This window comes from Bacteroidota bacterium (assembly GCA_016711505.1).
Taxonomy (GTDB): Bacteria; Bacteroidota; Bacteroidia; order AKYH767-A; family 2013-40CM-41-45; genus JADKIH01.
The window spans coordinates 16,238-30,323 of the sequence record JADJSV010000009.1 but is presented as its reverse complement, the minus strand read 5'-3'; the positions used below and the strand labels follow the sequence as shown (position 1 = coordinate 30,323).

General features: G+C 38.5%; 12 protein-coding genes and 1 tRNA gene. 3 read left to right on the top strand and 10 right to left on the bottom strand.

Annotated elements, in window-relative coordinates:
• Positions 1-23: 23 nt before the first annotated feature.
• Positions 24-326: a hypothetical protein gene (locus IPL24_11160; GenBank protein MBK8364208.1), complete on the top strand. Its 303-nt coding sequence runs from the start codon at positions 24-26 to the stop codon at positions 324-326.
• Between the two features lie 56 nt (positions 327-382).
• On the top strand, positions 383-1,069 hold the full coding sequence (locus tag IPL24_11155; protein ID MBK8364207.1) for a T9SS type A sorting domain-containing protein: 687 nt from the start codon (positions 383-385) through the stop codon (positions 1,067-1,069).
• Positions 1,070-1,232: 163 nt separating this feature from the next.
• Here the strand turns inward: IPL24_11155 and IPL24_11150 are convergent, their stop codons facing one another.
• From IPL24_11150 to IPL24_11110, 9 genes are all read right to left on the bottom strand, one after another.
• Positions 1,233-1,451, bottom strand: a complete 219-nt coding sequence (locus IPL24_11150) for a DUF2132 domain-containing protein (protein ID MBK8364206.1) — start codon at positions 1,449-1,451, stop codon at positions 1,233-1,235.
• Between the two features lie 36 nt (positions 1,452-1,487).
• Positions 1,488-2,342 (bottom strand): hypothetical protein, encoded by an 855-nt coding sequence (locus IPL24_11145; GenBank protein MBK8364205.1) that lies wholly within the window; start codon positions 2,340-2,342, stop codon positions 1,488-1,490.
• 23 nt (positions 2,343-2,365) lie between these two features.
• Positions 2,366-2,554, bottom strand: a complete 189-nt coding sequence (locus IPL24_11140) for a hypothetical protein (protein MBK8364204.1) — start codon at positions 2,552-2,554, stop codon at positions 2,366-2,368.
• On the bottom strand, positions 2,547-3,038 hold the full coding sequence (locus IPL24_11135; protein MBK8364203.1) for a T9SS type A sorting domain-containing protein: 492 nt from the start codon (positions 3,036-3,038) through the stop codon (positions 2,547-2,549). Before IPL24_11135 ends, IPL24_11140 begins: the two co-directional genes overlap by 8 nt.
• Positions 3,031-3,522: a hypothetical protein gene (locus tag IPL24_11130; GenBank protein ID MBK8364202.1), complete on the bottom strand. Its 492-nt coding sequence runs from the start codon at positions 3,520-3,522 to the stop codon at positions 3,031-3,033. The genes IPL24_11135 and IPL24_11130 overlap by 8 nt, the downstream gene beginning before the upstream one ends.
• A gap of 101 nt (positions 3,523-3,623) precedes the next feature.
• Positions 3,624-3,694, bottom strand: a tRNA-Gln gene (locus tag IPL24_11125).
• A 140-nt stretch (positions 3,695-3,834) separates the two neighbouring features.
• Positions 3,835-4,611: a class I SAM-dependent methyltransferase gene (locus IPL24_11120; protein ID MBK8364201.1), complete on the bottom strand. Its 777-nt coding sequence runs from the start codon at positions 4,609-4,611 to the stop codon at positions 3,835-3,837.
• A 128-nt stretch (positions 4,612-4,739) separates the two neighbouring features.
• A complete protein-coding gene (locus tag IPL24_11115; protein ID MBK8364200.1) occupies positions 4,740-5,360 on the bottom strand; it encodes a T9SS type A sorting domain-containing protein in 621 nt (206 codons plus the stop codon).
• 2 nt (positions 5,361-5,362) lie between these two features.
• Positions 5,363-7,237 carry a M6 family metalloprotease domain-containing protein gene (locus IPL24_11110; GenBank protein MBK8364199.1) on the bottom strand — a complete coding sequence of 625 codons (1,875 nt, stop codon included), beginning with the start codon at positions 7,235-7,237 and terminating at the stop codon, positions 5,363-5,365.
• 197 nt (positions 7,238-7,434) lie between these two features.
• On the opposite strand from IPL24_11110, the gene IPL24_11105 reads away from it, so the two are divergent.
• On the top strand, positions 7,435-7,641 hold the full coding sequence (locus IPL24_11105) for a (4Fe-4S)-binding protein (protein ID MBK8364198.1): 207 nt from the start codon (positions 7,435-7,437) through the stop codon (positions 7,639-7,641).
• A gap of 187 nt (positions 7,642-7,828) precedes the next feature.
• On the opposite strand, the gene IPL24_11100 is transcribed toward IPL24_11105, so the two are convergent.
• Positions 7,829-13,807 carry a PKD domain-containing protein gene (locus IPL24_11100; protein ID MBK8364197.1) on the bottom strand — a complete coding sequence of 1,993 codons (5,979 nt, stop codon included), beginning with the start codon at positions 13,805-13,807 and terminating at the stop codon, positions 7,829-7,831.
• Positions 13,808-14,086: the final 279 nt, after the last annotated feature.

Here is a 14,086-nt window from a genome sequence, read left to right as displayed (position 1 = left end):
AATCACTATTAATAATGGGAAACATGCTTTCAAAAAATCCTTTTCGGATTCTTATTGGCCTTGCTTTGTGCTTGACTATCAATACTTCACAAGCGATTACTGCGACACTTAAAGGGTCGCTTCCTTCATCGGTTGGTGAATGTTCAGGATTGGACTTCAACGGCAACGCTTCTTTCTGGACGCATAACGATGGTTTTGGAGATAATCGTTTGTATAAGGTTGGAATGACAGGCTCATTACAACAGACAATAACCCTTACCGGTGCAACAAATTTTGACTGGGAAGATCTTAAAATACTACATCCAATTCGTCAACAACGACAGTAACTCCAGAGATCATAGAGTTTACTTTTTCTGATCAAACTGATTTTCCTTCTGCGTGGATGAACTTTGATGTCGAAGCATTTTTGCATTTCAACGGACGTCTTTATCTGTTTACAAAAGCAGACGGATCAGCAATAGGATACACAAAGATGTATTCACTCTCTGAAAATGCAGGAACTAAAGTTGCAAACTTAGTTGATAGCTTTTATACAAACGACCGCACAACAGCTGCCGATGTTAGTCCGAGTGGTGATGCAATGATATTAATGTCGAATTCACACATACACATTTTCAAAAACTTCAGTGGTTCAGATTTTTTTGGTGGCGATCACACACAAGTTAATATCAGCGGTGGCTGGACACAAAAAGAGGCAGTAGCTTTTACGAGTGATAATGAGATCTACATTGCTGATGAAGATAATGGAAATGGAAATAACGTTTATTATCTGAGTCTTTCAAATTACATCGCTGCAAGTACTACAACTGCTGTGAACGAAGTTGAGAATTCATCAGCAAATGTTTACCCGAATCCTGCAACTGAAATTATTCACTTCGATCTCAGCAAGCAATTCAATTCAGTTACCGTTCAGTTATACGATATCACCGGTAAAATGGTAGCCACTTCTTCTTTCAGCAAAGCACAGGAAATGGTTATGGACATCAACAAATTTTCTCCGGGTATTTATTTTTACAAGCTCATCACTGATGGGAGGTTGTTGAAGACGGAACGGATTGTCTTACAGTAACGAATAACGAAAAGTGAAAAGTGAAAAGTGAAAAGCGGGTACTTTGCAATGACAGATGACTTTGCAAAGTACCCACTTTTCACTTTTCGTTTTTCACTTTTCACTAACTCTTTTTAAATTCATTTTCCTTCACAATAAGTAAAGCCCTTTCTTAAGCAGCCCATTATTCATTATTCATTTCTATAAAAAGTGCTTCAACCTTCGATCTCGCCCAAGGTGTTTTTCGTAAAAACGTAAGGCTTGACTTAACACTTGGGTTGCTTCGAAAACAATTTATTGGAATAATATTCCCAAGTTCTTCCCAACCGTAATGCTCTACAAGTTTGTTGACGATGGATTCAAGTGTGATACCATGTAAGGGGTCGTTGCTTATTGCAGGCATGATTTTGTCTGGGACTTAAATAAAGTGTATGTAAGTTTATTTTATTAAAAACCCGATTCGCAAACCGCCGCTACAAGATAATGGATTTGATTCGCCGGCAGTTGAAACTCCAAAATAAGGGACAGTTTCGTTGTAATAACTTCCCTTATTATGGGAAAATGCATAGCCTACTCCTAAGTAGTAATCTACAAGAAACAGATCGTTGAATATAAATTGCTTTCCAAAAGAAAGTTGAAATGCTCCGTAAGTGATACGGTCATTGATTGTTGTAGTTGTATTTGATGGATATCCATAATAGTTATATTCTTGATACGAATAGCTTTCAGAATAACTTCCGAATAAAATTTCCGGACGAATATAACTTCCTTTCAGGATATGTGCGTATTTCATGCCTCTCAAATAATAGTCAGGGCTTTTAATAAATTTATATCCAAAGCGCACGAACGCACCTTTTTGCTCGGTGCCCTCATCAAAATTAAATCCTACTCCTATTATACCAATACTCGCTTCAATACTTTGACCGGGTTTTAAACTATGCTCATAAATAAAAGTAACGTGTCGAAACATAGGAGCAAGAAAATCGATCTTGATAGCATTCTTCTTTTGTGTTGAATAATTTTCCGGATTAAACATTTCCGGTGTCATGAGTTGTATAACTCCGCTTGCAAAAATAATTTTCCAGATCTGATCTTTTGCAATTACTATCGTTGGCCCATCTACATAATTAGGCATCTTATATTTTATCTCGTCCAGTCCAATTTCAATGATTTTTGCCTGGATAATTTCTTTGTTGCGTTTATAAATAGTATCCTGAGCGCTTGCACTAAATGTAGAAAGTAAGCAATATGCAATAAGTAAGAAAAATTTAGGAATGGTACTTATTTTTTTCATTTTGTTTATGTTTAAAAAGAGTATTACTTATTTCTGTTAATTTTGATTGTATCTGCCGGAGCATTCATTAATTGTTTCTTTTTAAATGGAAGCGGTGCCCATGTTCCCTTAGCGAATGGATTCGTGCAACTTGCCATTGTGAAACCTAAAACAAATATAATTAAAATTTGTAATTTTCCTTGTTTCGTTTCATTAATCAACTTATCAATCATGAATGATTAGTTTCTTTGTAATAACTGAATTGTTTTCATCAATTATAACACAAAAGTATATACCGTTATTCTCTTCTGTCAGATCAATGTCTTTTTTATTTGATTCAGATAAAGTTTTATAAACCTTTTTTCCAACTGAATTATAAATAGTGATTTCTATTTCTTCATTTCTCGCATTACTAATTGAAAATTTTCCGGTAGATGGATTTGGCGAAATTTTGAAATATGGATTTGTGGTTGATTCAAATACCGGATTGAGGAAATCCTGATAGTATATCCTAGTGATATTTTCAATGGAATCTGTTTGAATTTCCAATACAGGGCATCTTGCAGTTGCCGAAAAGAAAGAGTATGTTATACTGACAGAATGATTGTAATATGGATTTCCATGTGAATCGACATATGAGCCATCAGTTACAGTATAAGTTCTAATTCTTAATACATCGTTCAATGTTACAGCATTTGTAATTAATGTTCTATGCATCAGCAACTACATACGAGGTTCCAATCGTATTTCCTCCAGTTCCGGGAGCAGTTACAGAAAAACTATGGTAATCGCTGAATGAGTCAAGATAATTCACAGGTAATCGTAAAATATCTCTTGGGTCATTTGTTGAGATTATATATGACAGTGGATTACGACCAAATTCGCGATAGATATCCGGACTTATTTGAAAATACAAATATTCATTGGTTACAATATTAGCTGTATCAAAACTGGTCGATTGATACATGTCCGGAGAGCATCCAAAGAATGTTGTTGCATAAACCGGTAGAGTATTACAAGAATCCAGATCTGAATAATCCCAGAGCTGATTAGGCCCAGGAGGAGTTATGATCAAATCTACATTTTGACAACTTCGTTGTGATATTGTAGTTGATGAATCAGGAATATTTAGAAATGTAATTACTGGTTGTGGGTAAAGCTGAGTAGTAAAAAGAACGAAAAATAGAATTAGTGCTTTCATGTTGTGAATATAACAAATCTGACCACAGACTCTCAGCACTTTCATTAAAAGAAAAACGCCCCGTAAGTATATGACCTACAGGGCGTTGAATTCGCAAAATGTTGTCCTACCAGGATTCGAACCTAGAAAGGCAGAATCAAAATCTGCAGTGTTACCATTACACCATAGGACAGTTTTGGGACGGCAAAAGTAGTGAATTGATTCAAATTTGCAAACAATAACTAAGATTTACCAGGATTAATGGATTATTGGATTAATGGATTTTAAATTGATGGTTATTAGAAATTGAAATGGAAAGCCTTAGCTAAGTGCTTAGTTTTTACTGGCTTCTAAGTAGATATCCCAGCAATCGTCGAGTTTTTCGCGCTGGAGGAAGAAGTCTTTGGTGGTGATTTGGGTAGTTGTGTCGACTTTTTCTTTCAACTTATTCCGCATCATATTCGTGATCAGGTTGTAAGGCTTTGCAAGCCAGGCGGAAGGTAGCTTTTGATGTAATTTGAAAATATCCCATTTCAGGATCATACGGACAAATTTTCCGTTCTCTTCGTAATATGTATTTACGGTCGTATTGCCATTCAAACCTTGTAATGCATAACCGCCGGTCAATGAACTGATCTCGCCTTTGATCTCATCGAATGTATATTCATGAACATGAAATGGATTTCGTGCTAACGACTTTTTAGAATTCGGTGTAGTGATCATTACTTTGCCTCCGGGCTTTAAAACCCGCAGACATTGTTTCATGAACTCTTTGCGTGCATGAATGTGTTCGATGAACTGAAATGCAGTTACTACATCAAACGAATTATCTTCAAATGGTAACGGTGGAATTTCTGCACGCTTGAATGAAAGATTTTTAATTGTAGAATATCTGCTCTTGTTATCATCGATCGTCGACTGATCATAATCAAGTCCCATGATTTCACTCGCTGACTCTGCCATCAATGCTGTACCATATGCATTACCACAACCGACATCTAAAACTTTCTTTCCTGTTATAAACGGTTTTGCATATTCATATGCATACTGACATCGTTGATAGGTTACATTATTGGCTTCGTCGTGTTGTGCTCTTTCGTGGGAACTCATTTTTGTAATTTGGTTTAGGTTGATGTCGTTTAAGCTCGTAATTCGAGATTCGTAATTCGTAAAAAAAATGCCGATTCAATTCCGTTGTTTCGAAATTGAACCGGCAGCAAAATTATTAATTATTCTTATTAATTATTAATAATAATTCTTTGAGTGTTAGTTCCTGATTCAGAGCGGAATTTCAGGAAATATGTCCCTTTTGCATTTCCGGAAAGATCAATCGTGTGTTTTTCGGAATCTTTAAGCATCACTTGTGTTATCGCCTTGCCTAGAATATCTGTAATAGTAATTACACCTTCGATTTTACTTTTAAGTCTGATACTGATCATTCCTGTTGTTGGATTCGGATAGACTTCAACAACATTTGCAAGATCTGTATTGTTTATACCAACAGGTCCGCTACATGTGATCGCTGCTTCCCATCCGGATTTTGTAACCCCCTGATCGGAATGAAAAACAAATGTAAGCGCACCTGAATTGTCTGTTGAAGTAACAATACCCGGACTGTTTAATCCGCAATAACTTCCAATTATCGGAGCAAACGCATCCGGACCATTATGAATAGTTAAGTAATCATAATTGCAATTTGTTTCATCTTCCAGTTCGAATGCCTGAAAATCTGCTGTGATAAATTGTCCACCGGAAATTGGCATGATCGTTTTCGTAAAATCAAGATCATCATTGTAATTATTTGAACCACCCGGATCTAAAAATACTGCTTCACATGTTGTAAGAAGATTATTGTCCATGATCACAAAATACCAATCATGATCGTTCTTGTAATATAGATTGAATCACTGCCATCCGAAAGGGTAAATCTCAAGTCAATCGTCGATCCAACTGTAAGTGTAGGATCTGCTGTAATATTTATAACGGAATTGATCGTCTGAGAAACGTTGATCACTCCAAGAGTAATTGGATTTGTGTTGACAGTTACAAGAGATGCATTTGCACCGATTGGAACGCAGGAAAGAATTGCTGAAGCCGAACTAAGTTGTCCGGTATTAGTTGATGTCAGATCAATGTTTGCTGATTCGCTGGGCTCAAGAAATCCGTTTCCATTGTCATCGCCGGAAATTGTATTGTAGGCAAGATTAAGTGAAGGTCCCGGTGCGCCTGTTCCTAATTTATAAGTAATGATCGGACCTTCATTGCCAATATCCCAAACTCTTAATCCACTTGGATCTCCATTGTAGAAATTCGAATTAGGTGTAGTATTCTCACTGAATTCATTGGAGAAACTTAAATTAAAACAGGCAGTAGAGTGATCATTTATATCATTACCGGCGTGAACTAAATAAACTTCATGATCAAAACTCTGATTGCTTCCGTTTCTGTTGATATGCCAGATCGTTAAACCTTCGTCGTCAATGTAAAGACTTCTGTCTGTCATAAATCTGTTTTCTAAAAGGAAGAATTCATTTGTGTCATTGATATTAGTGTAACGATAACATGTCAGTGAATTTGCAGTGTCGTTTATGATACCATTGAAATTTGTTACATCAACTGCAGTATTCCATCCGCAGTTATTTTTAAACAACGGATTCGGTGGAGTAGGGTTAAATGAATTTCCATACCAACACATGAGATCGAACGACCCGATTCCATCAGGACCGGTTGAACTGTCGTATTTATATGTATCCGGCCATTTGCCGATCATGTGTCCGTTTTCATGGGCTACAACTGCAAGTTCAAGCGGACTGTTTGCCGGCGAACAATTGTAATCATTGGAATGAACTCCATCAGCAGTAAATCCGTTGTAATTTCCTTTATGATGCCACATGCCTTGCGCCCACACCGGTGGATTACCGGTGTACATAAGGTTGATTGCTTTTATGCTATTATCCGGATTCAATGAAAGGGTGCTGAAGTCAAAACCTTGTCCATCGATCCAGTTTAAAGCAAGACCTAAAATTTGTTGCGCACCGACTGCGTATCCCATTGCATCATAGTCAGCGAAAGTCAATGGTGCCCGGTAGTAACCATAAACAACATTTTCATAATTAACCAATCCGCCTGAAATGTCTCTGTAATATGAACGCAATGAACCATTGTTGCTGAAGTTTGAATAATTTGTATCGTTACAAAAATCTTCGAATTCACTCATCGGTAAAACTCCCGGCTCATCGGAGAAATCAACTACGATGCAAAGACCTGTAATATTTCCGGAAACAGGATTGATCGGAGTTCCGTCTGTATGATTTCCGCCCTGACCACCGCTGCTATTTCTTTCAAATATTCCTTTTTCATTTCCACTCAGTGCTTGTTTGTTTTCCTCAATGACTTTGTTACGTGCTTTTACACTAATGTCAATGTGTTTTGAAAACTGCAATACTGCTGTTGGAGTAACAATGTTATTCTTTGTTCCTTTATAAATGATTCCGGTAGAAAGTAATTCTGCACCGTCTTCAGATAATTTAGCGTAAACAATGTTGTTTGAAACTTTGTCGCGGATAAGAGTATAACCATCTAATCCTTCTGCGCGCATGTAATATTCCGTTCCAAAAAGTTTGATGTCGACACTGGTGCCATCAGCTTGTTTAAAAGGCACAATTTTCCCGTGGAATGGCGATGCTACAAGAGTAACAGAATACAGGAAAGCTAAGAATAGTAATATTTTTTTCACGATCTGAGTGATTTGGTTTAGGCTCCCAAGATAAGGTAATATTCAATAATCGGAACAGAATTAACCGGAGAATTGTAAGCGAAAAGTAACTTTTTGCCTATGAAAATATGTTTACTACACAATAGTAAGTATTTGACCTTTGACAAAAAGCACCTATCATTTTTTGAAATAGTGAATTTATTTCTAACTTTAATCCTATGGAAATAAAAAAGAAATATACAAATGGCGAAGTCACCATTTTATGGCAACCGAAGTTGTGCATTCACTGTGCAAATTGTTTCAATGGTTTGCCTTCTGTTTTTGATCCCCGCGTTAGACCATGGGTTCGACCGGAAGGTGCAACTACTCAACAGATAAAGGATCAGGTTGGGAAGTGTCCGAGTGGAGCGTTGTCGTTGATTTAAAAATTCCTGGTTCCTAGTCGACCTTTTTATAATTTGGGAGTTCGCGGCTTCGATTTTTTTTTTAACACAGAGATCACTAAGTTCTGCACTAAGAGCACAAGAGTGTACGACTTCGCTCTGTGGCCTTATTTTTTTTCTTAGTGTTCTCTGTGTTTAATTTTTTAATAAAGAAAATGTACCCTCCTTTCTACCTCACCAACGACACATGCCCAATCACCTTATGTGCTTTTCCTTTGTAGTCTTTTACATTGATGATAAATTCATAGACATCATTCTGACAAGAACTATTATTCCCAAAATATGAGCCATCCCAGTGCTGTGATTGTTCCTGAGAATGAAAGATCACTTTTCCCCAACGATCAATGATCCACATTTCATAATCTACAAAACCAACACCGGTACCGAAAAAGTAATCATTCATTCCGTCTCCGTTCGGAGTAAATGCATTTGGGACATAGAGTGTAAATTCAGGTTCTACTCTTATTGTTCCATATGTTGTATCAATACAACCGCCGTTATTCATAACGATAAGTCGTACCTGATATGTTCCGCTATCAGCATATTCATGTATAGGTTGTGTAATATCAACGACCGAACTTCCATCGCCAAAATTCCAATCCCATGTAACTGCATCAATGCTGCTATCTGTAAAAGTAACAACCGGTTGGAAAATTGAAACCTGATCTGCACTTTGGAAAAAATTGGCTACAGGAAATCCAAAAACTGTTACTGCATTATTTACTGTTTGACTTTCTGCACAGCCTTCAGGAGTTACGATTGTAAGTGTAACATCGTATTCGCCCGGTGTTGTATAGGTATGAACAGGATTTGTATCATTACTGAATGTATTGTCGTCGAGATCCCAGTAATATGAAGTTCCTGATGGTTGTTGGAAATAATTAGCAAAATTGACTTCCACAGGTGTGCACCCTGAAATCATGTGTGGAGTAAAATCAACTTCCGGTAATGGATAAATGATTAGTGGAATAGTTTGACTTACTGCAGGTGAGCAACCATCATTCAGGGTTACTGTAAATACTGAATCAGAAACAGGTGCAACTAATACCGTTTCTCCGAAGACAGATCCTTCATTCCAGATATAAGTGTAAGGTCCGCCATTTCCTCCGGATCCGTTTGCCTGAAGAGTAGCAGTTTCTCCTTCACACATTGGCGGTGCTCCAATAGTTGATAAAGAAAGTGGTGGATGAACATTCACTGTTACGATTGCCGGTGCTGTCGGACAATTGTTTGCATCCAGAACGTCTACAGTATATGTTGTAGTTGTAACAGGTGAAACTTCAATGCTTACAGAGGTATCCGATGTGTTCCATAGAACAGAATAAGGTGAAGCTCCCCCGGCAATTTGTGCAGACAAGTTTGTATTTTCTCCAATACAAATCGTAGGCACACTCATAATTGAAACAGTAAGTGGAATCGCCTGAGATACTATTGTCGTTGCTTCTGAAATACATCCATTGAGATCTGTTACAGTCACAGAATAATTTCCTGCTGCAAGTGAAATAGCATTTGAATTTGTGCCACCTGCAGGTAGCCACTGATAATTGTAGACAGGAGTTCCCCCGCTTACTACTACATTTGCACTTCCGGAATTTCCACCATTGCATGAAACGGGAGAAGAATTTATTATCAGAGATAATGAATCCGGTTGATCTATATATTCTGATGATGAAATTGTGCAGCCATTTGCATCTGTTACTCCCAAAGAATAATTTCCCGCAGGACGATTTGAGATCATGCTTGTATTTGCTGCGGAAGGATTCCATTGGTATGTATAACTTCCGGTTCCTCCGGAAACACTTGCACTTACGCTTCCATCTGAGCCACCATAACAGGCAACAGGAATTGAATTCATAATAAGATTCAAAGCAGGTGGTTGTGCAACAAAGATGGAAGTTGATAGTGAACAGCCGTTATTATCATTAATTGTTACAGTGTAATTTCCGGCTGATAGCGCAGTCGCATTTGAATTTGTGCTGCCCGACGGTGACCATGAATAAGAATAAGGTGAAGTACCACCTGTAACGTTTACAAAGGCACTTCCATTTGTCAGTCCATAGCAAGATGCAGGTACAGAGCTGAGTGAAGATGTAAGAATTGTTGGTTGCGATATTGTTATTGAATCGATCGATAAACAACCATTCACATCTGTGACCTGAATTGAATATTGACCTGCAACTAAAGTTGTTTCAACCGCATTAGAAAAATTTCCTGGTGACCAGCTATAAGTAAATGGACCATTTCCCGAAGTAACACTTACTGATCCGGCTCCATTGTTACTACCAAAGCAAGTTGCATTCAGAGTAGTCACTGCATTTATCACAGGACCGCCACCACTTGGAATATTTGCTATTGCATTCTGAGTGCAGCCATTGTTATCAGTTATTCTGACAGTATAAATTCCTGCGAATAAATTCGTAGGGTTTGCCAAAGTACTATTGCCCGGCGACCATAAATAAGAATAATTCGGTGTTCCGCCATTTACAATTACTGTCGCACTACCATCTGCAACATTACAATTTGCCATTGTCGTACTTGTAACCGGAATTAATGGTGATGGTTCATTGACTGTGACTGAACCTGATGATGTACATCCATTATTATCTGTAACTGTTACAGAATAATTTCCTGCTTTGAGATTGTTGGCGAGTGAAGATGTTCCTCCCATTGGTGCCCATTCATATTGAAATCCTGCTGTTCCGCCACTAACATTAACGCTTGCAGTACCACTTGAGTCGGCATTACAAAGAGTTGAAGCAGATTGAAATTGCAAACTGATATTCGCAGGTTGTGTAATAGTAGTTGTTGCACTTTGAGTGCAGCCGTTTGCATCAGTAACGATGACTGAATAAACTCCGGCTGCAAGTGCTGATGCAGTATCTGCTGTACCACCTGCAGGCAACCATTGATAAGTAAATGTTGAAGCACCACCGGATGCCGAAACTGTAGCAATGCCGGTAGAAGAACCAAAACACAATGCAGCAATAGAATCGGTCGATAAGTTTATTGCATTTGCTTGTCCGACAAAAACAGAATCAGCAACCATACAATTATTTGAATCACTGACGGTGACAAAATACATTCCGGATGACAGGCCTGTTGCAGTTTGCGTAACAGCTCCTCCGGGTGACCATGAATAGGAGTAAGGGCCTGGTGATCCCGATGCAATAACATTTGCACTTCCATCAAACGATCCGAAACAAAATGCATCTGTTGAAGATGTGATTGTAGTGGGTGATGAATAAAAAGTTATTTCTATCTGATCTGTACTCTGACAACCATTCGAATCGGTTACAAGCACTGTATAGGTAGTAATTGTATCAGGACTGATCACAAAATTTTGAAGAGTATCATTTCCCGGTGTCCAGAGAAAACTATTGCCGCCTGTTGCGACTAACGTTGTTGTCGTTCCATGACAGATCGATTGATCCGGACCTGCATATGCAACAGGCAAATTGTTTACGACAACATTGATCTGATCAGATGCAGTGCATCCGTTCGTATCTGTAACGATAACATCATAAGTAGAATTTATGATTGGAGAAACAGTAATCTGTTGTCCATTTACATTTCCGGGTAACCATAAATAATCATTACCGCCCGAGGCATTTAAAACTACTGATTCACCTATACAAATGTTTTCATCCGTTCCAGCAAATGCCAGTGGCAGTGACAGTACCCGGACTTCTACCTGATCAGTTCCTGTACAGCTTGCACCTGAACTCACAGTTACCGTATAGATGGTTGTGACATTTGGAAACACTGTAACTTGTTGTGAAGCTCCCGCGCCCTGATCCCATTGAAAAAAACTTCCTCCTGATGCGATCAATGTTGCAGAATCGCCGGGACAAATTTGTTGATCCAGTCCTGCATCAGCTGCAATAACTGAATTGACATTTACTGTTGCAGTGTCACTGACTGAACATCCATAAGAATTATTTATTGTTACATAATAGTCGGTTGTAATTCCCGGACCAACAGTGATCTGCTGTGTTGTGAATCCTCCGGGATTCCACAGATAATTATAAGCGGCAGGATTTCCAATACCACCACCCCCAAAGTTAACACTTAGATTTGCCGTTGCGCCCAGACAAATAGTCTGACTTTGAACATTGATCTGCGGCTGTCTTACTACCAGGACACTTGCTGCATCAGATGATGAACATCCATTGTTGTCTGTTACTGTTACTGAATAAGTCGTTGATGCACTTGGACTTATATTTATCGAAGCACTCGTTAGAGTTCCCGGATTCCATAGATAAGTTGTACCACCGGTAGCAGAGAGAGTTGCTACAGATCCTTCACAGATTGTATCATTCACTCCTGCATTTGCAACAGGTAAACCGAATACAGTAACAGGATGTACTATAGAATCTCTGCATCCATCAATATTTGAAATTACCAATGATGTATTGAATACACCGGCAGTTGAATAAGTATGCGCCGGATTTGAAACTGTTGAATTGCTGCCATCTCCAAAATACCATAGCCATGAATTAATTGCACTTGGAGAAGTTGATTGATTAGTAAAATTTATCTGCGAACCAATGCAACCGTTTTGTGAAGAGAAGAGCGCATCAGGAACATTCAAAGAAAGATGCAAAGTTTGTATGAGTGTGTCTATACATCCTGTTGAAGATGTTACTATCAACTGAACCTGATAATTTCCCGTTGCTGCATATGTGTGCGAAGGGTTTTGTAGTGTACTGATATTTCCATCGCCGAAATTCCATTCGTAATTTGAAATTGCACCACCTGATATTGTTGACTGATCGGTAAATTGTACAGCAAGACTTGAACAATTTGCATTTGTACTAAAAGCTGCCATCGGTGAACCTACTGCAGGAGTAACAGTTACTGTGTCTGAATCTGTACATGATCCGTCCGATGCTGTAACTATATAAGTTCCTGCTCCGGCAGTAATAGTTTGTGTAATTGCACCTGTATTCCATTGATAGGAATATGTTCCGCTTCCACCTGAAGCAGTTGCAGACAGATTAGTAGTTGCATTACATGCTACTGTCTGGTCAGGTCCTGCATTTGCATTTAATCCTGTTACTGTGATGCAATATGCGTAGATCTGACTTCCGACATAAGGGCAGTTGTCATCGCGAACTGTTACAGTAAAGCAATATGGATTGGAATTTATTTGTGATGTTGTTGGTGTCCAGCAAAAAGTTGCCGTCTCTCTTGTGCCCGGATATGTTGTAAAAGTTGCTCCCGGAATTGAATAATCCCATTCAATGAAAGTGTTTTGAGATGAGTTCGCATCACCGGAAGAAATATTAAAACAGAATTGAGTCCCTGCACATACTGTTTGAGAAAAACTATTTGTTCCATTTATCCCTGTGACTGTCGGAACAATATTATTGCAATCAATAACTGTAAATTGAATATCACGTTCTACTTCACCGATCAATACTCCGTTTCTGTATTCTTTTACAAGCACTGCCATGACAGTAATTTCAAGATTGGTCGGAGTCATACATATGTCGCCTGTCGATGGATTTATTGTTACAGCAGGTGATGATGTTAACGGATTTGTTGCTGACCATGGATTGGAATATGTTATCGGATTGCCCGGACTATCGAATGGTGTCATCAATGAATATACAAGTGAATCACCATCCGCATCATATGCTCCATGATTATAGCAAAATTGTTGTCCTCTGCATGCAAACGGTACAGGTTTATTTGAAAATGTTGGTGAATTATTGCAAGGAGTTATAGTGTTATTCAGATTAGCATAAATATACATCTGAGTTTGTCCGGGAAGAAGAATGTTTGTGATCGCATTGTTCCTGCAACATAAATTGTAACTGAATTGCCAGTCTGCACAAGGTCCCGGTAAATTAATAACTCCTCTGTAAATAAATTCCTGAATACCCGTGAATGTTCCGCCGTTACAGGTAGTAGTATTGTTGGGACAAGCCGGACCGATTTCCTGACCTGTTCCGGGAATCAGACTAATGGTAACTGAACTGGCAGGGAAACATGAAGATTGAAAGAATATTTCCGCTGATTGATCAGCATCGATACCGGCGCAATCACGGTAAAAGGAAAGTGTGATCTCATAGGAATTTCCACCCAGGCATCGGTAGGTAAGATCTGACCCCATGGAATGGCTGGCCATTCCATGCTTTGCCATTGTTAAAGAAACCAGCAATAAAAACAGCGTTTTTATGCGAAATAAGCAGGTAGTTTTTTTTATGGTCTGCAAGTTTAATGGTGCTTTAATCTCTCAATTTATGCCTCCAAAGCCGAAATCGTTCAAATTTCGGCACTTCCTACACATGACGAATCTATCATTGTTAATGAATCCACAAAAACAATTGAGGTAAATGTAGGAAAATCCGCTACCACGCAAAAGTGGCTGTTTACCAAGTTTTAAATTTTCTAAAGGTCGGTGGTAACTTTAAGAGCCAAC